The sequence below is a fragment of the Aquisphaera insulae genome (genome assembly GCF_011064615.1).
Taxonomy (GTDB): Bacteria; Planctomycetota; Planctomycetia; order Isosphaerales; family Isosphaeraceae; genus Aquisphaera; species Aquisphaera insulae.
Genome location: NZ_JAALJH010000100.1, coordinates 1 through 22,565 on the forward strand (window position 1 = coordinate 1; position 22,565 = coordinate 22,565).

Sequence of the window (22,565 nt, forward strand, 5' to 3'; positions counted from 1 at the left end):
CCCTCGAGGATCAAGCCGTCCTTTCCGGAGAGAGGGAGAGAGCAACGCGCCGTTTCGCATTGACGCCTTCCGGAGTTCGGGGTTTAATCCGGCCCCTCGCGCGGGCAGGCCGCCGATCCCAGGCGGATGCCTCGTCAGTCAAGGATGCTGCGCCAGCAAGACGACGGTCCCAACCGACGACTCGCGTCTCCAGGGACGACACCATGCAACGGACGTGCTTCAACACTGTCTTCAAGGCGGTCGCCGGCTTGGCGGTGACCCTGTTCGGTCTCGGATCGTCGGCGTCCGCGGACCTGATCCGCCCCCGGACCGTCCGCTCGTTCCCCGACATCGCGGGGGACGTCGTCGGATCGCAGACCTACACCTTCGATCCCGCCTCGAAGACCGGGACCTTCCAGGTGGTGAACGCCCCTCAGTTCCTGGCGCTCGGGCCCCGGAGCGACGAGATGGTCAATGTCCAGCCGAACCCGGATGGGACGCTGACCCAGACCCTGCAGCTCAAGCTGGACCAGAATGGAAGACTCATCGAGGCGCCCGACAATCGCTTCCAGCTCTACGGCACCGTGACCATCAACGGCGAGGTCTACCACGGCCTCCTGCTGGAAGGGATCCCGACGGCGTTCGGTGCCCAGTCGGTGCGCGACGGGTCGATTTCCCAGGCGGGCGTGTTCGACCTGAACATGAAGATCACCGGCGGCCGCCTCGCCCAGACCTTCGGCGCGGACGCGTACTTCCGGGTCATGGCCCAATCCGAGAGCACGTTCCAGGGGGACTTCTCGACGAACTTCTCCGGCGCGAAGCCGCTGACGAACCTGCGGGCGCTCCAGGGGAGGCTGCCCGCCCCGGTGCCCGAGCCGACGACCCTGGTCATCTTCGCCGCCGTCGGGCTCGCCTGGCTCGGCCGCTGCGCGAGCCGCCGAGGCTGACGGCTCCGGTCCCGCCGAGGCGCGAATTCAGTCCGCCAGCAGCGAGGCGGAGAGCTTGCCGAGCGCCTCGTTCTCGATCTGCCGGACCCGCTCGCGCGTCAATCCCAGCGACTCGCCGATCTCCTTGAGGGTCTTGGGCGGCGCATCGTTGAGGCCGAATCGCATCCGGAGCACCGTGGCCTCGCGCTTGTCCATCTCCTCGAGCCGGTTCATGACCAGGCGGAGGTTGTCGGCCTCGACCATCTCGACGTCGGGAGTCCGCGTCCGCTCGTCCATGAGCATCTCGCCCAGGCTCCAGCCGTTCTCGGGCTGATCCGTCTGGGGGACGAGGTTGTAGACCTTGATGGCCTTCTTGACGATCGCCAGCTTCTTCTTCGGGAGCTTGAGCTCCCGCGCGACCTCCTCGAAGGTCGCGGGGCGCCCCAGGGTTTCCTGGAGATCGGCGGCCATCCTCCGCCATTTGAAGAGGAGCTCCACCATGTAAGCCGGGATACGAATCGGCTTCGCGGTGTTCACGAGCGCCCGCTTGATCGACTGCTTGATCCAGTAGCTCGCATAGGTGCTGAACCGGGTGCCGACGCTGGGATCGAAGCCCTCGACGGCCCGCAGCAGCCCGAGATTGCCTTCCTCGATCAGATCCTGGAGGGCCAGCCCCTTCCCCACATAACCTCTGGCGATATTCACCACGAGCCGGAGATTAGCCCTGACCATCCGGTCGCGTGCGGAGTCGTCTCCGTCGGAGATCCGATGGGCCAACTGCTTCTCTTCGTCCGCGGTCAACAGAGCCATCTCGTTGATCTCCCGGAGATAGGTCTCCAGGGGGCTCTGGACCACGTCACGGCGGTGTCGGCGAATACGGGCCATGAAGATCCTCGTTGTGTCGATCGAAACAGCGTCCGCCCTTGGCAACGGATCGGGAGGCCTCGGGGCGAGGCGGATCGGCCATGATGGTCTCAAACGGGTGGACTGACCTGGCGCAGTCTCCTGGAACCGAACGAGCCCCGTCTCACGGGGTATCCCCGACGATCTCGTCGGGGAGCGGGCGGGAAGACGCGCAGCCGGGAGTCATCGCTCCGGCCTCGGCCCGGGAGTGACGCCGCCGGCAACCGCCGACACCCACGCCCGGATCGCCACCCCACGCCGCATCAACTCGCACCGAGAGCCACCGCTCGATGCCAGTTCAAACGCGTCCAATTCCGCAGGCCAGATCCCACAACACGAGATATCGGAGCCCGCTCTTTGATAACTTAAGTGGGACCCGGAAATCTAGGATGTATTGGGGATATGCGACGAATAGCGACTGGATAAACGTTAAGACTGGCACGGTAGGCTGAGGGATGTGGGGATTGTACCGATTCGGCGCGGCACGATGATCCGAAGGGACGTGAGGGGGTATGCCGGTGATCTCCGGCTTGGGGATGAGTCACCGTGCGGCGTGGGGAAACGAAAAGGACCGCCCCGTCGCGGGGCGACGGGGCGGTCCTGGGTGGTTGATTGGCGTCGATGGGCCGGTTCACGCTCGCCCGGAGACGATCAACTGCCGGACGAGTCGGTGTTGGTCGGGGTCCCCATGCTGAAGAGGGGTCCGCCGCCGCCGAGGCCGCCCTTGAGCTCCTTGGTCTCCTTCGGAGCCTCGGAGGTCTCGGCGCCCTCGGTCTCGCTGTCCTCTTCACCCGGCTTGGTCCAGTGGGCCTTCTTGCGCGAAAGCCCGATCTTGCGCTCGCCGCGATCGACGCGGAGGATCTTGACCTCGATCTCGTCGCCGACCTTGACCACTTCTTCCGGGCTATCGACCTTGTGGTCGGCCAGCTCGGAGATGTGGAGGAGCCCCTCGAGGCCGGGCTCGAGCTCGACGAAGACGCCGAAGTTGGTCAGCTTGGTGACCTTCCCCTTCACCACGTCGCTCGGCTCGTAACGGCCGGGGATGTCGGTCTCCCACGGGTCTTCCTTGAGCTGCTTGAGGCCCAGGGCGATCCGCTTCCGATCCTGGTCGACGTTGAGGACCTGGCAGGAGATCCGCTGACCCTTCTCGAGGAGCTCGTTGGGGTGGCCGATCTTGCGGGTCCAGCTCATGTCCGAGATGTGCAGGAGGCCGTCGATGCCCTCCTCGATCTCGATGAAGGCGCCGTAGTTGGTGAGGTTGCGGACGGTCCCCTCCACCATGGTGCCCGGCGGGTACTTGCCGGCGACCTGGTCCCAGGGATTGACCTGGGTCTGCTTCATGCCGAGGGAGATTTCCTGCTTGTCCTTGTTGATGCCGAGGACGACCACCTCGATCTTGTCGCCGATGTTGACCAGCTCGCTCGGGTGGTTGATCCGCTTGGTCCAGCTCATCTCGGAGATGTGGACCAGGCCCTCGATGCCCTCCTCGAGCTTGACGAACGCGCCGTAGCTCATGACATTGACGACCTCGCCGATGACGCGAGTCCCGACCGGGTACTTGTCGGCGACGTTCTCCCACGGGCTGGGGCTCTTCTGCTTGAGGCCCAGGGCGATCTTCTCGCGCTCCTTGTCGACGTGGAGGACCATGACCTCGAGCTGGTCGTCGATCTTGAGCATGTCGCTGGGATGATTGATCCGGCCCCAGCTCATGTCGGTGATGTGGAGCAGGCCGTCGATGCCGCCGAGGTCCACGAACGCCCCGAAGTCGGCGATGTTCTTGACGGTGCCCTTCCGCACCTGGCCGACCTCGATGACCTCGAGCAACTGCTTCTTCTGCTGCTCGCGCGTGTTCTCGATCAGCTTGCGGCGGCTGACGACGATGTTGCGGCGGCTCTCGTCGATCTTCAGGATCATGCACTCGATGTCCTGATCGATGTAGTCCGCGATGTCCGACGGGCGGCGGATGTCCACCTGGCTGGCCGGCAGGAAGACGTTCACGCCGATGTCGACCAGCAGGCCTCCCTTGATCTTGCGGGTGACCTTCCCCTTGACCACGTCGCCCTCGTGGTACTTGGAGATGACCATCTCCCAGGCCCGCATCCGGTGCGCCTTCCGGCGGGAGAGGACGATCTCGCCGGTCTCGTCTTCCATCCCCTCGAGGAGGACTTCCACCGACTCGCCCGGCTGCGGGGGCGGCTCATCCTCCCACTCGTTGAGCGGGACGAGTCCTTCCGATTTGTAGCCGACATCGACGACCACCTGGTCGCCGACCAGCTCGACGACCTTGCCGGACACGATCGATCCGATCTCGAAGTTCTGGCCCTCGCCCAGGAACTGTTCGAGATTATTGGTGCCGTCCTCGGCCGTGACGACGGCGGTCAATTCGTCATCGCTGACGTCGAACTCACGGAGCAGGTTGCGATCTACCATGTTTGAGTTTCGTTTCGATTCCGGTCGTGTCCACCTAGACACGGCCCGCTGATCGGCGGAGCCGGCGATCCGGGCAGCCCCCGCGAAGGAGCCCCCCCTCACCCGCCTCCATCCCGAATTCCCTAAGAAAGAAGACCACCCCTCCACGCAAGAGATGGAATACCCGAACCTTCCATTATAAGTAAACCCTTTGAGAAGACAACGGAGGATCGGGGGAAACGCCGCGCCGGATCGCCGGGCCTGAGCACCGAGCGGATGGGCCTCCTCGCGCGCGTCAGCGATCCGACCGCATTCGTAGGGTCGGGATGAGACCTCGTGCTGAGGGCGATCCGGTCGCCCGCAAGGTCGCGCGCCCCCCGGTACGCTTCGCCGAGACCAAACAGTCCACGGAATCGAGAGTGAGTCACCAGAATACTTGTTCCACTTAAATTGCCCTGAGTTCCTAAAGCCACATTCCTACCTCGTCGATATTGTTCAACAAGGAAAAGAGCCTGTACCGGACGTGTACAAGACGCCAAGGACTAGCTTCCTGAGCAATCATGAATCAACGACCCGGAGAACGACCGATGACTTTGCGACTGGTCTTGGTCAGCCTGGTGGCGGCCCTGGGATTGACGATCCCCGGAGCGGCCCGACTTGAGAGCTGGGTCGCCTCCACTCAGAACTGGATGAATGCCAGGTTTGCCGACTGGGACACCCGCCATCCGCTCGACGCGGATTATGTGATCGTCAGCAACAACCGGGACGCGGGCCGCCCCGCGGCCGCCGTCCCCACATCCCCCGCCCCGATCGCGACCCCCGCACCGGCCTCCGACGGGCCGGCCCCGCGGCAGGCGTCGCCCCGCCTCGCGAGCCGCCCGGTCACGGACCGATCCCCGGCCACTGCCGAGGCGTTTCACGTTGTCTTCCGACCGGCCCAGCTCGTGCGGAAGTCCGCCCCGGTCCCCCCGGCGGCGGTCGTCCGGCTCGCCCGCTGGGAGCTCGATCGCGACCATGACGGCCGTCCCGTCGCGCTGGGGGTCAAGCCCCCCGTCGTCCGCCGCCCCGAAAAGCCCGCGGCCCGGGTCGACTTCCTCGCCGTCGGGAGGAGCTTCCGCGACCGCGTCCGGGTCGCGATGACCGAGTCGATGTCCCGCGCCCCGATCTCCAAGGCGAAGTCCAATCCGCCTCGAGTGGCGCCCCGGCCCGTCAACGGGCTCAAGGTCTGTGAAACCCTCCTCGGCGGCCCCGCCCGTCGAGTCGCGGCGACGCCGGCCGCGAGGACCGGCGCGAAGACGACTCCTTCCGTCAAGGAGACCGTGAAGCTGGCCGCCTCGAATCCTGGTTTTGGAGCGATGGAGAAGGGGGCGAACCTCTATTTCGCCGGCAACCTGCAGCCCATCGTCCGAAAGACGCAACCCACTCCGTCGACCGAGCCGGTCCGGATCGCGACGACCCCCGCTCCCCCGAAGCCGACTCCCAAGGCCGAACCTGTGAAGTCCGAGCTGCCGAAGATCGTCTTCGCCGAGCTGCCGAAGAGCGTCTTCGCCGAGCTGCCGAAGGTCTCGAACGACCTGGACCCGGAGCTTGACGGGCTGGCGATGACGTCCGAGGACGGGTTCGGGACCTTCGCGGTGCGGTCGCAGGGCGTCCCCTCCCGCGGACTCGCCCTGGTGCCGGTGGCCGGTCGACCCTCGGCCCCGACGGTCCACCCGACGATTCCACCCCCCTCGACCGAGGTGACCCGCGCCGTGCGGTTGACTCGCGAGGCGGTCTACGCCTGGGTCAACGTCTTCACCGGACCCGCCGTGGTCACCGTCGCCCCATCCCGCGACACCGCGACCCGGTGAGCAGGTCCTCCGACCCGAAACTCTGCCCATCAATCGAAAGGCCGGCCCCGCATCCCTCGCGCGGGCCGGCCTTCGTGGTTCCTGGCGGGCTTCCCCGCCCGCGGCACATCCAGGTCTCCTGGCGATCAAAACTCCAGGGAGGTTGTTTCCTGTTCGTGGGGATCGATCTCATCGACCTCCTTGCGATAGCCCAGGGACACGGCAACCCGGATCACCTCGGCATAACTCGGGAACGCCTTGCCGGTCCGTTCCTTGAAGCGCTGCATGGCGTTCATGAACTCGAGCTCATCGTCCGTATATTGCTTTTCGAAGGTGGTCGGGTCGATCCGCCTGCGACGCTCTTTTCGAGCGCGTCGCTCGCGAGGCTCGCCCTCGCGTCCGACGGGCATCGGACTGCTCGCGCGATCGGCACGATTCCTCCGATCGCGCCCTTCCCGCCGATCGTGGAAGACCGAGTTGGAAGGGTAGGCGGAAAAATCGAATTCCGCGGCCGTCGAGGTCGTCTCTTCGTTATCCTCGCTCATGATGTCTCGGTCCTGGAAAAGACTCGTGGCGACCGTCGAGCCCTCGCCCGCGGGCCGCGCCGTCCGGAGACGCGACCGGCGAAGGGTCGATCGCTTCGATCGACCGGCGTTGCGTGCGAACTTCTCGTCTGCATTGCACTTGGAGAATCTGTAGGACATGCGTCCCCGCGTGTCAAAGGCGAATGGCGGGGGCATCGCGGCGAACCGATGGGCGTGCACCCTCGAGACGATGGCCGTCGTCGCCGCGGTCCGGGTCTCGCATCTTGAGCCTGATTCCGAAGCATGTGGCATAATGGAGGTCGAACGAGAGTCGGCGTCCGCGTGATTTGGAGCGTTGATCCGGACCGGGCCCCGAGGCGAGGCCCGGGGGGTCGACGATCCGCCCTTCGCGACTCGCTTTCCGGTCCAGTTCTTCTTCGCTCCTGGCTACTTCAAGGCGATCCCACGGCCCCTCCGGAACCGCTTGTCGGCCCGGCGCGCCGATCGTAGAGTAAAGCTGGGGAAACCTTAGCGCCCAAGCCGGTCCTGCTGCCGGTTAACCCCTCTGGTGGAGAGCATCGAACATGTCTCGAACCGCGCGACTGTGGAAAGGCGCCGGGCTGACGACGCTGGGTGGCATCCTGCTATCCGGCGCCGTGGCTAGGGGCGACGACGGGCCGCCGCTGGCCTCGCAGCTCAATGACCTGGGCCGGCAGGCCCTGGCGCAGAAGGCCCCCGCGATGGCGAAGGGCTTCTTTCAGAAGGCCCTCGAGCTCGACCCGGGCAACGCGGACGCGACGCGCGGCCTGAAGGAGAGCAATGCGGCCTCCGCCGAGGTGATGCGGGTGGCGTTCCAGGATCCGGCCCCTCCGGCTCCCGCGCAGCCCACCCCGCCCCCCGCCCCCGCGGCGGCCGTCACGCCGGCTCCCGCGGAACAGCCGCACGCCACGCTCGAGAACGCGGATCAGGCGGACACCGTCGCGCGTCAGCAGCTCGAGGACGATGTGAACCATCGGCTCACCGACGCCCGCAAGCTCGTGGAGAGCGGGCAGCCGGAGGCGGCGCTCACTCACCTGCACCTGGCCCAGAACCTCGTCCGGTCCTCGCTGAACGTGCCCGAGAGCGTTCGCAAGTCCATGGATCGCCGGATCCAGGCGCAGATCCAGAACACGGTCCGGGACGAGGAGCGGATCGTCCTCGAGAGGGCCGAGACGCAGCGGAAGATCGCGGCCGCCGAGCAGCGGCAGCGCGGAATCTCCCAGCTCGTCCAGAATCAGCAGACGATCCAGGCCATGATGACCCAGTTCGACCTGCTCATGGGCGAGGGCGTCTACAACACGCTCTACAACGGCGGCCTGGGCAACATCTCGGCGGCCACGGCGCCCTTCTACCAGGCGCGCATCCTGTCCCAGCATGCCCGCTCCCTGATGCACCGCGGCACGCTCCCCTACAGCGATGAGGATCCGGCGCCCTATGCCGGCATGTTCGTCTCCACGACGCTCGGCTTCCTCGCGCAGGAGATGCAGTTCGAGCTGCTCAAGGAATACCGCTACATGCTGACCATGCAGGACGTCGCTCGCGCAGCGGTCCCCTTCCCCGACGACCAGATCATCGAGTATCCCGACGCCGAGCGGTTCCGGACCCTCTCGGAGCGGCGGATCGCCCGTTACGGCAAGGCCGTCGATGTCTTCGATCGCGACCCCAAGACCAAGCAGATCCTCGAGAAGCTCAATCAGCCGGTCCCGATGAACTTCCCGAATGAGACGCCCCTCGAGGAAGTCCTCCAGTATCTCAAGCAGGCGACACAGGGGCCCAATGACTCCGGCATCCCCATCTACGTGGACCCGCTGGGCCTTCAGGAAGCCGACCGCACCCTGACCTCGCCCGTCTCCCTGAATCTCGAGGGAGTGCCCCTCAAGAGCACCCTCCGGCTCATGCTCAAGCAGCTTGGCCTCACCTACACGGTGAAGGACGGCTACCTGATGATCACGTCCGCCACGTCCGAGGATCAGCAGACCGAGATCCGCGTCTATCCCGTGGCCGATCTCGCCATCATCCCGTTCTCGCTCATGGGTGGCGGCGGCGGCGGCATGGGCGGTATGGGCGGCGGCATGGGCGGCATGGGCGGTATGGGCGGCGGCATGGGTGGCATGGGCGGCGGCGGCATGGGCGGCATGGGCGGCGGCATGGGCGGTATGGGCGGCGGCATGGGTATGATGTCCGTGCCGGTCGAGCCCATCTCCCAGGATCCGGACTCCTCGTTCATGCAAAAAAAAAGCAACTGAGTGACGCCACCTCAGGTTCGCCCGCTTCAACAACCCCCTCAAATCCCCGGGGCCAGTCCGGCAGCATGCTGCCGGCTGGCCCCGGTGGCGTTTCCCCGGGAGCCGACGGCGCGACGCGCATTCCGGGGCGAACGACGAGTGGGACGAACGGCTCTCCGACCATCACGGACCAGAAAGGGAGAGTCAGGAGCCTGCAACCGGTGAATGCGGCGAGGGGAGTGATCCGCCGCCCTGCGGGTGAGGTTGACCCCTACAAGTTCTGGTCGGACTACTATCGGACGCACGATCAGGATGCGATGCAGCTTCGAGAGTCGCTTCGAATCCTGAACGGCAGCGAGAAGTTCGTGGAAGTCCACGCGATGCTGACGGGTTACCTGACGCACCGAGCGGGGAATCGCGAGCCCTGGATGTACGAGGCCCTTGCGCTCTCCACGGAGATGATCCACGGCCGCCCGGAAGATATCAAAACATCGCTGAATTACGCGGCGGACCTGGCCAAGAGAACACATAACCCCAATGACCTGGTCAGCGCGGCCGACAAGCTGTACCTGAAAGGCTACTTCGATCGGGTCGGCGACCTCCTCGACGAGGCCGCCGGCAAGGTCCCGCACCGCTCCGAGCCGCTGGTGATGTCGATCAACCTGGCGCAGAAGACGAAGGATCCGGTGCGGATGGCGGATTCCGTGGAGCGGCTCCTCGCCCTGGGATGGCCGGGCCAGGATGACTACTTCCGCCTGGAGTCGCGAAAACAGGTCGAGCAGCTCGCGGGCACTCTCAAGGAGGAAGGACGCGAGTCCGAGGCGACGACGCTTCTCGATCGCCTGGCCCGGTCCGAGGCTCGAGACGTCTACATTCGGCTCACCTGGGACGGTGACGCGGACTACGACCTGGTCGTCACCGAACCGCTCGGGGCCACGGCCAGCAAGTCGTTCCCTCGCACGGTCTTCGGCGGATCGGTTATCAAGAACGGCTATGGCAAGCATCCGGACGACGTCTATGTCTGTCCCAGGGGATTCGACGGCGAATACACGGTCCGGATCTCCATGGTCTATTCGGACCCGGAGAAGCCCGCGACGCGGCTGACCCTGGAGACGATCACGCATGAGGGCTCGGACCGCGAGGAGAAGAAGATCCACACCCTGGCCCCGGCGGACCCTCAGGTGAAGCCGATCGTGGTGAAGCTCGAAGGTGGCCGCAGGAAAGCCGTCCTCCCCTTCCTCAGCCCGGCCGCCGCCATGGAATCCGTGACTTCCGGAGAGAACAAGAAGAAGGCGACGCCTCCGCACACGCCAACCCAGGCTCCCCCCGCCGCCAGGGGTGTCCGCTAGCCCGCGATCGTGTTTGAGATTCAGAGGCATTGCGGCCCTTTCCCCGTCCTCGGTATAGTCATGCGCGGCTCTCTCCGGGGGGACCTGGTCCGGAACGGGGAGGGCCCGTGGATCGGCGATCCACGCAGGAGGCTCGGAGGAACCGCGCCGCCTGGTCATTCGATGGAGCGACTCTCATGGCCAGCCACCTCGCATGGTCTGCAGGAGCGTGGGCATCCCGTCGGTCCCTGATCTTCTCCTGCTTATTGGTGGCCGCATCCCCCGCCTCCCTCTTCGCCCAGGGGGACGCCGCCAGCCTGTCCGCGAGCTTCCGCCGGGCCGCGGAGCGCGTACTCCCTTCCGTCGTCGCGGTGCGATCCTCGGTGGTGGAGGATCCCTCCGGACTCCAATCCCCGTTCGGTTCCCAGTCGATTGACATGTCGGCGACCGCCCCGGGATACCGCCGGCTGATCGCGCCGGCGGGGGGAGGGAGCGGAGTGGTCGTGGACGCCGGCAGGGGATTGATCCTCACCACGCAGCAGGCGTTGGGGGGCGGCGCCAGGGCCGTCGTGGTCTTCACCGACGGCCGGCAGATGGACGCGGAACAGGTCACGCGAGATCCCCGGTCGGACCTGGCCCTGATCCGGATCAACCCCCAGGCGATCCGCCTGAAGGCGTCGGAGTGGGGAGCCGCCGAGCCGCCGCAGATGGGCGACTGGGTCGTCGCGGTCGGCCGGCCGCAGGGCCGATCGCACGTCATCTCGGCGGGGATCGTCAGCGGCCGCGGGCCGGTTCGATCGTCGCCGGGTGAGTCCGATGCACTCTGGACCGACGCCCTGACCGGCGGGACCAGCGCGGGGGGGGCCCTCGTGGACCTGGAAGGTCGAGTGGTCGGCATCAACGTCAGCCCCGGGGCCGGGGGCGCCGTGCCGGACCGGTTCGGCCTGGCGATCACCGCGGAGGCCGCACGCCGGTTCGTGGCTGAGGTGTCCGAATCCGGCCAGGTGCGCCGAGGCTACCTCGGGCTGACAATCGGCAGCGACGCGGCCGGTCCCGTGGACCAGGGAATCCCGCCCGCCCTCGTCATCACGGCCGTCACACCGGGAAGCCCCGCGGAGACGTCCGGATTCCTCGTCGGTGATCGACTGGTGGCCGTCGACGGCAGCCCGATCGTCGAGGTCGAGGCTCTCTCGCGCGTCGTCGAGAACGCCCCCGTCGGGCGGACGTTCCGGCTGACCATCACCCGCGGGGGCGGCTCGCAGGATGTCTCGGTGAGCTCGGCGGCCAGGCCGGACGGCACCGGTGTCATCGCAAGCCGACCGTCCGCGAGCCCCAGGACGATGGCCCCGTCCCGCACCCTGCGTGCCCCGGTCCGTCAGGTGCCTCCCGGTGCGACCGGCGGCGCCGCGGGCCGGAGAACGCGCGGAAGTACGATCTCCGAGGACTTGCCGAAGGAGCTCAATCCGATCTCCGAACCGTCCGAGGGGCGGGCTGTCCTTCCCGACGAACCAGACGGAGAGTCAACACCCATCCCGAAACGACCGGCCCGCGGGTCGACGAGGGTCGAGCCGAGGCCATCCGCCGAGCCGGGTCCGGTCGAGCTGCCTCGGCTCTCCCCGAGCAAGCCTCCGTCGACCACCGCCGCACCCGAGCTCGGAGCCGTGCCCGAACCGAAGCCGGAGTTGAGACCGACTCCGCCGCCCGAATCGAAGCCCGCAACCAAACCCGATCCCACCCCTCCGCCGAAGCCCGAGCCGAAGCCGGCACCCAAGCCCGAGCCCACGCCGCCGCCGAAACCCGAGCCGAAGCCGGCACCCAAGCCCGAGCCCACGCCGCCGACGAAGCCGGAGCCGAAGCCGGCCCCCAAGCCCGAGCCCGCGCCGACGAAGCCGGCCCCCAAGCCCGAGCCCGCGCCGCCACCGAAGACCGAATCGAAGCCGAAACCCGATCCCAAGCCCGACGTCAAGCCCGTGCCGGCGCCGGACCTGAACGAGATCTCCCCCTTGCCGCCGGCCCTGGAGCCGGCCCCCGCGCCGGCGCCCTCGCCGCATCTCGAGCCGGCGAAGGGGCCTTCCTGATCGAGGACGACCAAGCGAGCCTGTCGGACCGGTCCCAGACTACCAGGGTGCGAAATCAAAGGATGGACAGCTCCTGATGACACGGCGAATCCTCGTGGTCGACGACATGGAATTCAATCGCGATCACCTTCGCAAGGTGCTCGAGGAGGGTGGTTACGAGGTCGAGGCCGCGGCCAGCGGGCAGGACGCGCTCGAGCAGCTCGACGAGAAGACGTTCCACCTGGTGATCACCGACCTCCGGATGCCGGACATCAGCGGCCTGGACCTGCTCTCCCGGATCCGGAGAGAGCGGTATCCGGTCGGCGTGATCGTGCTCACGGCCTACGGCGACACGGCCGACGCCCTGCGGACGATGAAGGCCGGTGCCGACGACTTCCTCACCAAGCCGTTCAACCCGGACCACCTCCAGTTCCTGGTCAAGCGGACCCTCGATCGCCGACGTCTCATCGACGATCTGGAAGAGCTTCGGACCCAGCTCCACGAGGACTACAGCTTCCAGACGATGATCTCGAAAAGCCCGCGGATGCGGAACATCTTCGACCTGATCAAGCACGTCGGGCCGCTCAACTCGACCGTGCTGATCCTGGGAGAGACCGGCACGGGGAAGGAGCTGGTCGCCCGAGCCATGCACGCGGCCAGCGGCCGGAGGGAGCGGCCCTTCGTGGCCCTCAATTGCGCGGTCCTCAACGATTCGCTGCTCGAGAGCGAGCTGTTCGGCCACGAACGAGGGGCATTCACCGGGGCCGAGAGGCGCAAGGCGGGCCGCTTCGAGGCGGCCGACGGCGGCACGCTCCTGCTCGACGAGATCGGCGACATCTCGCCGTCCATGCAGGCCAGGTTGTTGCGCGTCCTCCAGTCCGGAGTCTTCGAGCGGGTGGGGGGGACGGAGTCCCTGAAGGTGGACGTCCGGATCGTCGCGGCCACCCACAAGCGACTGGAGGACGAGGTCGCCGCCGGCCGGTTCCGCCGCGACCTCTTCTATCGGCTCAACGTGATCCGCGTCGAGATCCCTCCCCTTCGGGAGCGCCGCGAGGACATCCCGCTGCTGGCCATGCACTTCCTGGAGAACGCGAACGGGACGCGTCGGACCGCCTTGCGGGAGATCGCGACCGAGGCCATGCAGGCGCTCCTCGAGCACGACTGGCCCGGCAACGTGAGGGAGCTCCGGAACGCCATCGAGTCCGCCTCGGCGTTCGCCGACGGCTCGGTCATCCGCCCGGAGAACCTCCCCGGGCTCCTCGCCCCCAAATCGGCCCGAAGGGCCGCGGGCCATCACAGCCTGATCGACATCAATCGCCTCCTCCCGGAGCTGACCGAGGACCTCATCGGCCAGGTTGAGAAGGAGTATTTCCAGCGACTGCTCGCGGAATACAAGGGGAACGTGGCCAGGTGCGCCCGGCACAGCGGGCTGTCCCGTCGGAGCGTGACGCAGAAGCTCCAGAAATACGGCCTCGATCGGGCCGATTTCAAGTCCCGGAATCGCCAGGTCCGGTCCGCCGTCGGCGACCGGGAGGCGTGAGTCCGCCCCGCCACGCCACGGCCTCTCAGGGGAGCGGTACGTCCTTGAACTCGAACTCGATGGGGACCGTGACGACCTTGCTGGGCGTCTCGTAGACAAGCTGGTAATCGGCCGGCTTGCCGGGGACATCGGAGAAGATGTATTCGAAGCCGAGCTTCCCGCCTTCGGCCCCCGTGCTCGAGAAGCCGCCGTTGAGGTCGAACTTCGATCCGTCGGCCTTCTGGATCCAGACGCGGTTGTTGAAGAGGCCCTGACGGTAGCTCTCGAGGGCGGGCCCCCCCGACTCATAGACCAGCTCCACCTCGACCTTCCACACCGTTTCGTCGATCTCGGTGCGCAGGAGGGTGACCTTCACGTCCCCCTGAGTGGACGTCGCGTTCTCCTCCGCCAGGCTCGGGAAACGGAAGGTCTTCATCCCGGTCGGCAACATGACATCGGCCTTGACCCGGAAGCTGGCGAGCTTGGTCGCGGATCGGTCCGGGGCCTCCAGGCTGATGTTCAACTCCGCGGTCGGAAAGTCGGGGCGCAGGACCAGCTCGTTCGACTCCATCATCGTCTGCGGCTTGACGACTCGGCCGTGATCGTCCTTCACCGCAAGCTGATCGGCCTTCAGGGTCAACATCATCGGCCGGAGCCGCGGTTCCCAGGCGAAATCGAGCTGGGCGTTGGCCGTCGCGGTTTCCGCCTGGAGGTCCCGAGCTTCTGAAAATTGCCGGAAGGCGACTCGGAACGGGCCGACGTACTTGACCATTGCGGCCTTCGGTGCCGTCCCGGCGGTGATTCCGATCGAACCGTCTCCCGTGGACGCATTGAGCGCGACCTTCGCAAGCCGGGCGATCTCGTCGAGGGCCTCGTGGAAGGAGACCTCCTTGAGATCCAGATCGAACGCCGGATTGGTCACCTCGGCACCGAGCTGCTCCCTCATGTCCGTGATCGGATTGCCGGTCTGCTTCTGCAACTGCTGGATCGCCTCGGAGAGCCGGATCCCCTTCGCCTGGATCGTCACCTTGCTGGCGCCGGTGCCCGCGTCATCGGCCGCCTGACGGAGCCGGTCGCGGACCCTGACCAGCCGAGTCGTCCGCTCGTCACCCTGGACCGCGCCCGACTCGGGGAGCAACGGAAGGGCCTTCTCACCGAGCTTGATCAGCCGGGTTTCCGCCTCGTCCCGGGCCTTTGGATCGGGATCGCCAAGCCGCTCCACGAGCTGGAGCACCCTGTCACGGAGCGCCGCATCGGCGGGCGTCGTCTGTGCCGCGAGCGGAGGAGATACGCCGATCCCCAGCGTCGCCGCCAGGGTCGCGGCCGCGGCGATCGCCGGCCGGAATCGTTTCGAGATTTCCATCGTGCTCCCCGCTCCAGGAGACAAGTGTCAAACCCTCTGCGGCCAGCTTATCGGAAGCAGGACCGGGACGCAACGACGGCCGGTTCCGGCGCGCGGAGGCGACCGACTCCACTCGGGGGTGCTTGACGGTCCGCCTTCCAGGTTTGAGAATCGAGACCGATCGGTCGACGTGGCCGATGATCTGCGTCGCGACGAAAGGACGGCACGGTATGCGGCTCGGGGGCGAGGAAGTCGGGCTCGATCTCAACCAAAGGCACGCGTTCGACAAGGCTCGCGTGGCCATGTTTGCTGTCTTCCTCGCCGGGGTGCCCTTCTGTCGGGCCCAGGAGCCACCCCCGGCCGCCGCGACGGAGGCATCCGCGGCCTACGTCTCGCCGACGGAGTCGCGGCTCCGGGCCGACGTCACGTTCCTGGCGTCCGACGAACGCGAAGGGCGAGCCCCGGGGTCCAGCGGCATCGAGGCGGCGGCCAAATTCATCGCGGAGACCTTCAAGTCGCTGGGACTCAAGACGGCCCCGGGGGCGGACGGCTACTTCCAGGAATTCACGCTGGCCGGCCGGCCCACGCTGGGGGCCGCGAACGACCTGGCGATTCACACCCAGAACGGCAAGGAGCTCCGCGCCGAGCTGAAGACCAGCTATACGCCGCTTGCCATCGGCTCGAGCGGTTCGGCGGAGAAGATGGCGATCGTCTTCGCGGGCTACGGCATCACGGCCCGCGACGAGAAGACGGGGCTCGACTACGACGACTATGCCGGGATCGACGTGAAAGGGAAGGCCGTCCTCATCATCCGCCGGGAGCCGCAGCAGGACCGCGAGGATAGCCCGTTCAACGGCAGGAAGACCAGCGAATACGCGACATTCCGCCACAAGGCGACGAACGCCTTCCAGCACGGCGCGGCGATGGTTTTGCTCGTCAACGACCTCGCCGGCCTCGAAGGCGGCAAGGACAACCTGCTCGGGCTCGTCCAGGTCCGCCGCGAGGAGGACACGTCGTCCAAGCTGCCGTTCGTGATGGTGACCCGCGACTTCGCGGACCAGATCCTGGCGGCGGCCGGCTCGCCGAAGCTCGCGGACATCGAGGCTCGGATCGATTCCGACCTCCGGCCGAGGTCTCGCGAGCTTCAGGGCGTCTCCGTCACCGCCAGGGTCACCATCGACCGGCCGGGCATCACCACGCGGAACGTGGTGGGGGTCCTCGAGGGGAGCGGGCCCCTCGCCGACGAGACGATCGTGATCGGAGGCCATTACGATCACCTGGGCCGGGGTGGACTCCTCTCCGGCTCGCTCGCGGTGCTCTCGAGCGAGATCCACAACGGGGCGGATGACAATGCGTCCGGCACCGCGACGGTCCTGGAGATGGCCCGCAGGCTCTCCACCCGCCGCGACCCGCTCCCCCGCCGCGTGGTCTTCATCGCCTTCTCGGGCGAGGAGAAGGGCCTGCTCGGGTCGCAGTACTACGTCGACCATCCGCTCTTCCCGCTCAACAAGACCGTGATGATGATCAACTTCGACATGGTCGGCCGGCTCAACCTCAAGCGGGAGCTGACCATGATCGGCACGGGGACGTCCCCGGGGTCGGAGTTCGTGGTCGAGGCGCTCGGCAAGTCATCCGGCCTGACCATCAAGAAGGTCACCGGCCTCACGGACGGGTTCGGCGGCAGCGATCATCAGTCCTTCTACGCCAAGGACGTCCCGGTCCTCTTCGCGTTCACGGGGGTGCACCCGGACTATCATCGTCCCAGCGACGACTCCGATCGGATCAATTACGGCGGCATGGCGAGGATCTGCGATTACATGGAGCTCCTCGCGCTGGACCTCATCCGGCGTCCGGAACGGCCCGCGTTCGCCAGGCTGAATCCCCCCCGTCGTGAATCCGCCCAGTCCGGGTCGGTCGCGATGGGCGCGACCCTTGGCGTCATGCCGGATTACGGCGACGAGGCGAAGGAAGGGATGAAGCTCAGCGGCGTTCGCGACGGCGGCCCCGCCGCCAAGGCCGGCCTCAAGGGGGGGGACGTCATCACGAGCATCGAGAACAAGAAGATCGCCACGATCTACGATTACATGGAGAGCCTCAAGGGCTACAAGCCCGGCCAGAAGATCCATGTCGGCGTTCGTCGCGGCGGCGAGGACCTCAAGATCGAGGCGGAGCTTGGGGGGACGACCGGCGCCTCTCACAAGCAATAACGCCATGCCCAACCGCATGGCCGGCTCGGCCCCGATCCGCCGGATGCTCGCCCTCTGGATCCTCTCGGGATCGATCGGATGCGGTCGGATCCCGGGGCCCTGGATCGCGCCGGGTTCCCGGGATTCCGTCGAGGTGAGGATCGCGACGCCGTGGAATGCGGCGGACCGTTCCGAGGCCGAGCGGAAGCTCCGCGCGGCCGGCGCGGACCTCGCGTCGATCCGCATCGCCTGGATCGAGCTCCCGTCGGGCTTCCCCTTCGATCGCGCGAGTGTCCGGGTCCCGGCCATCCACATGTACCTGGGCGGGCCCCGATGGGAGTATGAGCGACTCGCCGCGGCGGGACAGCTCGGCGGGGCCGGCGGGGAAGCCGATCCCGCGCCGAGGGTCGTCCGCAGGCTCGCCATCGTGGCCGGCGGGAAAGGAACGGACGCGGGACCGTCCGGGCGACCGATCCTGGAGGATCCACGCGTCGATCCGGTGACCCTGACCTGGGCTGAAGGCCGGCTAACCCAGCAGGGGTGGCTGGAAGGTTACGCCTCGGTTCTCCTCGATTACGGCAACGCGGCGCGGTCCGCGGGGTGGCAGGCGGGGACCGCATCCGCGGCCGAGGACCGACCCGGGACTGCTCCCGTCTGGACGCTGCAACTGGCAAGCCCATCCGAGATGGCCTCCTCGGACATCGTCTACGAGGAATGGGGCGCGGTGGGCTCTCATGCGGCCGATCCGGCGGCCTGTAAGCGGATTCTCGATGTCCTTGCGGGCCCTGCATCGATCGAGGGGCGGCGTGCCCAGACGGTCGACGACGCCCGGCGCTCCGAGCTCCTGGCGGACCTCCTGGGCTCGACTCTCGTGGATGCCCAGGAGGAGCTGAGGGAAGCCTGCGAGATCCTGGGCCGAGCGCCTGCGAACGCCGGTGCCGGGTCTCCGGCCAGGGCCTGGCTCCTCGAGCCCCCTCCCTGGCCCCCCGCCTTCGTGAAGAAGCTCCAGGAACGGGGCGGCGACCACGCGCTGGCGATGGTCCAGGACCTGGCCGCGCGCGTCGCCCCCGATCCGGAAGCCCGCTTCTGGCTCGTCCAGAGCTGGCTCAGGCCGACGCGTCCGATCGACGGCTCGTTCCTCGCCGAGCTCGCCGGGGCGGCCGGCGGACGCCTGGCACGCCAGGCGGACTTCCGGGAGTGGCTCAGAAGGGAGTGGACAGCCTGGGCCAGGCAGCGATATCGTCGGGTCGCCCGGGTGGCCTCCGGGCGTCTCCCGCAGCCCGGATAGGTGTCCATGGCTCGACTCATCGCCGACGGACTCGTGAAGCGTTACGGCGAGCTCGCCGCCGTCGACGGCGCCTCGATCGAGGTCCCGTCGGGCGAGGTCTGCGCCGTCGTCGGTCCTCCGGGCGCGGGCAAGAGCTCGCTCGCCAGGCTGCTCGCCGGCCTCGAAACGCCGGACGATGGCGAGATCTACCTCGACGACCGCATGGTCCACGCGATCCCCGCCAGCCTCCGGGGCATCGGCCTGGTCTTCCCCGACCTGGCCCTCTGGCCGTCCATGACGGTCGCGGAGAATGTGGCCTACCCGCTCGTCGTGCGGAAGGCGAAGGTCGCGGAACGTCGGCGCAGGCTCGCCGAATCGCTCACGATGATGCGGATCGACAGCCTGGCCGCCCGGCGGCCGGAACAGATCACGCCGCCGCAGGCTCTCCGCGTCGCGCTCGCCCGGGCCCTGATCTCGGAGCCCCAGATCCTGATCCTGGACGAGCCGCTCGCTCTCCTCGACGCCCGGAGCCGGGCGGAGGCCATGGCGGACCTGAGGACGATCCGGTCCGAGCTCGGGATCACCACGGTCCTCCTCACGCGTAACGTCCCGGAAGCCCTGGCCTCCTGCGATCGGATCGCGGTGATGGATCTCGGGCGGATCATCCAGTCCGGGCCGCCCGAGGAGGTCTACAACTACCCGGTCGATTCCTTCGTGGCCCGGTTCCTCGGCCCGACCAACCTGTTCCAGGGCCAGATCGACAGCTCCGGGTCGAGCCCGGAGCCTCGCCGCGAGGTCGTCGTCCGGACCCCACTGGGCCGGCTGGTCGCGACGATGCCCGGCCCGTCGCTCGCGTTATCGCTGCCGCCCGGCACCCCCGTGACGGTCTCGATTCGACCGGAGACCCTGGCACTGGGTCCGAACATCCCCGCCGACTGGAATCGATTCCCCGCCACCATCGAGCGGATGACGTTTCAGGGTGACACCCGGCACATCGAGCTGCGAGGGCCCGGCGATTGGCCGATCATGGCGCGGGCCCTCCAGAGTCGCTCGCGAGCCCTCCGCGAGGGCCAGAGCCTCACGCTATCCGTCGCGTCGGAATTCGTCACCCTGCTCCCCGGCAAGCTGGTCTGACGAGCCGCCGCGGCGGAACTCGTCCGGTCCGGGGCGCGTGCCTCAGCCGATCCGGATGACCACCTTGCCGAGGTGCTTGCCGCTTTCCAGGTACTCCAGGGCCTCGACGGACTCCTCGAACGGGAAGACTCGGTCGATGACCGGGAACAGCCCGCGGCCGGCGATCGCGCGGTTCATCGCCTCGAACATGGCCCGCGACCCGACATAGACGCCCTGGACCCGGATACTATTCATCAGGATTGCCGTCGGATTGACCTCTCCAAGACCGGTCAGCACGCCGATCAGCGCGACATGCCCGCCCACACGGACGGCACGCAGGGATCTCGGAAGGGTGCCGGCCCCGCCGACCTCGACGACATGGTCCACGCCCACGCCGACGGTCAGCTCCCGGACCTTCTTGTCCCACTCCGGCGTGGTCCCGTAGTTGATCAATTCCGAGGCACCCAGTTCCTTGAGCCGGGCGAGCTTCGCGTCGCTGCTCGACGTCGCGATCACCCGCGCCCCGGCCATGGCGGCGAACTGGATGGCGAAGACCGAGACTCCCCCGCTCCCCAGCGTCAACACGGTCTCGCCGGGCTGGAGCTGTCCGCTCGAGAAGAGGGCATGCCAGGCCGTGACCCCGGCGCAGGGGAGCGTAGCCGCCTCCTCGAAGCTGAGGTGGGCGGGGATGTGGACCAGGCAGGATTCGGGCAGGACGACCTGCTCCGCGAGGACGCCGCTGGCCTCGCCACCGAGCGCGGTCCGCCCCTTGGCCGCGTCGATACGCCCCTCCGCCCATCCCGTCATGAAGTTCCCGGAGACACGATCGCCGGGCTTGACCCGCGCCACCCCCTCTCCGATCGCGACGACCTCCCCTGCCCCATCGGAGAGCGGAATCATCGGGAGGGGCAGATGCGGGTTGTAGCGTCCCCGCGAAATCAGGAGGTCCCGGTAGTTCAACGAGGCGGCCTTGATGCGAATCAGCACCTGCCCGAAACCCGGCGACGGCGCGGGCACGTCCTCGAGCCGTAAGGCCCGGGGACCGTCGAACGAATGGAGTCGGAAGGCTCTCATGGGGCGTCTCATCATTCCACGGGGCGAGGTGCAATCAACTGGTACGCCGCGGTTCGCTGCTGTTAGGATGACGCGCACGCCGGCGGGCCGCCAGGGGGGGGATCGCTCGGTTCCTCCCGGGAGAGGTCATCGAGAGCATGGCCCGCAGGACGGTCGGTTTGGCGCTGACGATCCCGATCCTCGCCCTCTTCGGCGCGGCGTTCCTGGTGATCGGACCCGGCATCGACGCGGTCCCGACGCAATCGCCGTCGTCCGGCGGCGAGACGGTCATCGTGACCGTCTTCCCCCTGATCCTGGCGGCCTTCGATCCGATCGTCTGGATCTCGATCGGCAACAGCCTGGCCGTCGCGGCGGCCGTGGCGCTGGTGTCCTTGGTGGTCGGCGTGGCGTTCGGTGAGGTCCTCGGCCGCCGGTCCGCCCCCGGCGAAGCGGCCTGGCCGTCTCTCGTCCTCGGGCCCGCCGTGATCGCGCCAGGCTTCCTCTGTCTCGGCCTCATCGGCGTGCTCGGCGATCCCGGGTTCGCGGACCGCCCGGGGCGGTTCTCGTGGAGCTGGCTCCTCTGGGCGTGGTCCGCCGTCGTCCCCGGCGTGGCCCTGGTCGCCTGGGCGGTCCGCTCGTTGCGCCGGACTCTCGATCCCGCCCTCGAGGACGCGGCGCGTCTCGCCGGGGCCGGGCCGTTGCGAGCCTGGTGGAACGCCTCATGGCCCCTCATCCGCCCGATCGCGGGGGGTGTGGCCGGCTTCCTCTTCACCGCCACGCTCGCCGATCCGGGCCCTGCCCTGATCCTCAACCTGAGACGGACCATCGCCTTCCAGCTCGTCGTCTCCGCCAGGGGCCGCAGCCCGTTCCCTCGGTCAGCCGCCCTGGGACTTCTGATCCTGGCGATGGCGACCGCCGGACTCCTGCTCTTCCGGCTCTGGGGACGGGCGTCGCGGGCGACACCGCCCCGAGGCGAGGGCACGCCGCCGCTCCGTCGCGAGCCGCGCGGGCTGCTGAAGGCCTGCCTCATCGGCATCCTCCTGGCGAGCTGGTGTTGCCTCGCCTGGGCGCCCGTCGCCGGCCTCCTGATCCTGTTCACGGACGGGATCCGGGACGTCGGCCCGGCGAGCATGCTCTCGCGCTCCACCGTGGCCATCCTGGGACGATCGTGCGGGCTCGCGTTCCTGCTGGCGGCCGTCTCGGCACTCGCCAGCCCATCGAGCCCCAGGATGCACGATGCGCCCGATTCGAAGCGTCCGGGCCGTCGGCGGACTTCCCTCCTGGGGGGGATTCCGTCCCTCGTGATCGGGATCGGAGTCCTCTCGATCGCCCGGGTCGCCTCCATGGCGGCCGTCTGGGCGGATCGCTCCGGCGGTCGGTCGGTGGTCGGAAGCGTCCTCGGCGGGGTTTCCTGGCTCCTGGATCCGGCCGCCGTCCCGGGCTTGCTCGTCGTGATCGGCGGTTGCGCGGACATGCTCCGGAGAGGCCGAGACGCCGACGTGGACCCCGGCGGATCCTCGTCCGACGGGACGAGTCGCGCCCACCAGGCCGAGGTCGCCGGTGCGGGCCGCGGCCGGGCCAACCGCCTCGCGAGGGCCGGTTCGGCCCGGTCGGCCAGCCGAATCGCCCTCCTGAGCACGATCGGCGCGACGTCGATCAGCCCGGCGATCCTGCTGGCGACCCTGCCGGAGAGCCAACCCCTGGGGCCGGCGGTCCTCGTCCTGGCGGGGCTCCCCGGCGGCGATCGATTTCGGGCGGCGGCCCTCGCCCTGATCGCCGTCGCCGCGTGCTTGCTGGCCCTGGCATGGGCCGCCTGGCCCGGGCCCCGGTCGCGCGTCTCGACGCATGAGCATCTGATCGGGTAGG

General features: G+C 67.9%; 15 protein-coding genes. 10 read left to right on the top strand and 5 right to left on the bottom strand.

Translation table 11 applies throughout. The features are described 5' to 3' along the window. The first annotated feature begins 203 nt into the window (after window positions 1-203). The gene (locus G6O54_RS31665) at window positions 204-926 is read left to right on the top strand and encodes a PEP-CTERM sorting domain-containing protein (RefSeq protein WP_165233001.1); all 723 of its coding nucleotides are present in this window, start codon (window positions 204-206) and stop codon (window positions 924-926) included. 27 nt (window positions 927-953) lie between these two features. Here G6O54_RS31665 and G6O54_RS31670 read toward each other — a convergent pair whose 3' ends face one another. Then, complete coding sequence (locus G6O54_RS31670; RefSeq protein ID WP_165233005.1) at window positions 954-1,790, bottom strand: sigma-70 family RNA polymerase sigma factor; 837 nt, start codon at window positions 1,788-1,790, stop codon at window positions 954-956. Window positions 1,791-2,459: 669 nt separating this feature from the next. Next, a complete protein-coding gene (locus tag G6O54_RS31675; RefSeq protein WP_165233008.1) occupies window positions 2,460-4,238 on the bottom strand; it encodes a 30S ribosomal protein S1 in 1,779 nt (592 codons plus the stop codon). Between the two features lie 566 nt (window positions 4,239-4,804). Here G6O54_RS31675 and G6O54_RS31680 point away from each other — a divergent pair. After that, the gene (locus G6O54_RS31680; protein WP_165233011.1) at window positions 4,805-6,067 is read left to right on the top strand and encodes a hypothetical protein; all 1,263 of its coding nucleotides are present in this window, start codon (window positions 4,805-4,807) and stop codon (window positions 6,065-6,067) included. 125 nt (window positions 6,068-6,192) lie between these two features. Here the strand turns inward: G6O54_RS31680 and G6O54_RS31685 are convergent, their stop codons facing one another. Then, the gene (locus G6O54_RS31685) at window positions 6,193-6,591 is read right to left on the bottom strand and encodes a hypothetical protein (RefSeq protein WP_165233013.1); all 399 of its coding nucleotides are present in this window, start codon (window positions 6,589-6,591) and stop codon (window positions 6,193-6,195) included. A 563-nt stretch (window positions 6,592-7,154) separates the two neighbouring features. Here G6O54_RS31685 and G6O54_RS31690 point away from each other — a divergent pair. The 4 genes from G6O54_RS31690 to G6O54_RS31705 all read left to right on the top strand — a co-directional run bounded on the left by G6O54_RS31690 (window position 7,155) and on the right by G6O54_RS31705 (window position 13,759). Then, window positions 7,155-8,855, top strand: coding sequence for a hypothetical protein (locus G6O54_RS31690; protein WP_165233015.1), 1,701 nt, complete (start codon window positions 7,155-7,157; stop codon window positions 8,853-8,855). 200 nt (window positions 8,856-9,055) lie between these two features. After that, the gene (locus G6O54_RS31695) at window positions 9,056-10,183 is read left to right on the top strand and encodes a DUF2135 domain-containing protein (RefSeq protein ID WP_165233017.1); all 1,128 of its coding nucleotides are present in this window, start codon (window positions 9,056-9,058) and stop codon (window positions 10,181-10,183) included. A 176-nt stretch (window positions 10,184-10,359) separates the two neighbouring features. After that, complete coding sequence (locus G6O54_RS31700; RefSeq protein ID WP_165233019.1) at window positions 10,360-12,240, top strand: S1C family serine protease; 1,881 nt, start codon at window positions 10,360-10,362, stop codon at window positions 12,238-12,240. 76 nt (window positions 12,241-12,316) lie between these two features. After that, entirely contained in the window at window positions 12,317-13,759 is a 1,443-nt protein-coding gene (locus tag G6O54_RS31705) for a sigma-54-dependent transcriptional regulator (RefSeq protein WP_165233021.1), read from the top strand. A 25-nt stretch (window positions 13,760-13,784) separates the two neighbouring features. Here G6O54_RS31705 and G6O54_RS31710 read toward each other — a convergent pair whose 3' ends face one another. Next, the gene (locus G6O54_RS31710; RefSeq protein ID WP_250847184.1) at window positions 13,785-15,101 is read right to left on the bottom strand and encodes a hypothetical protein; all 1,317 of its coding nucleotides are present in this window, start codon (window positions 15,099-15,101) and stop codon (window positions 13,785-13,787) included. A gap of 281 nt (window positions 15,102-15,382) precedes the next feature. Here G6O54_RS31710 and G6O54_RS31715 point away from each other — a divergent pair, with 281 nt between their 5' ends. The 3 genes from G6O54_RS31715 to G6O54_RS31725 are packed head-to-tail and all read left to right on the top strand — an operon-like array spanning window position 15,383 to window position 19,667. Continuing rightward, window positions 15,383-17,287 (top strand): M28 family peptidase, encoded by a 1,905-nt coding sequence (locus tag G6O54_RS31715; protein ID WP_165233068.1) that lies wholly within the window; start codon window positions 15,383-15,385, stop codon window positions 17,285-17,287. A gap of 4 nt (window positions 17,288-17,291) precedes the next feature. Continuing rightward, window positions 17,292-18,554: a hypothetical protein gene (locus G6O54_RS31720; RefSeq protein ID WP_165233023.1), complete on the top strand. Its 1,263-nt coding sequence runs from the start codon at window positions 17,292-17,294 to the stop codon at window positions 18,552-18,554. A 6-nt stretch (window positions 18,555-18,560) separates the two neighbouring features. Then, complete coding sequence (locus G6O54_RS31725) at window positions 18,561-19,667, top strand: ABC transporter ATP-binding protein (RefSeq protein ID WP_165233025.1); 1,107 nt, start codon at window positions 18,561-18,563, stop codon at window positions 19,665-19,667. 42 nt (window positions 19,668-19,709) lie between these two features. On the opposite strand, the gene G6O54_RS31730 is transcribed toward G6O54_RS31725, so the two are convergent. Beyond that, window positions 19,710-20,720, bottom strand: coding sequence for a zinc-dependent alcohol dehydrogenase family protein (locus G6O54_RS31730; RefSeq protein ID WP_165233028.1), 1,011 nt, complete (start codon window positions 20,718-20,720; stop codon window positions 19,710-19,712). 137 nt (window positions 20,721-20,857) lie between these two features. Here G6O54_RS31730 and G6O54_RS31735 point away from each other — a divergent pair, with 137 nt between their 5' ends. Further along, window positions 20,858-22,564, top strand: a complete 1,707-nt coding sequence (locus G6O54_RS31735; RefSeq protein WP_165233031.1) for an ABC transporter permease family protein — start codon at window positions 20,858-20,860, stop codon at window positions 22,562-22,564. The last annotated feature ends 1 nt before the right edge of the window (window position 22,565 follow it).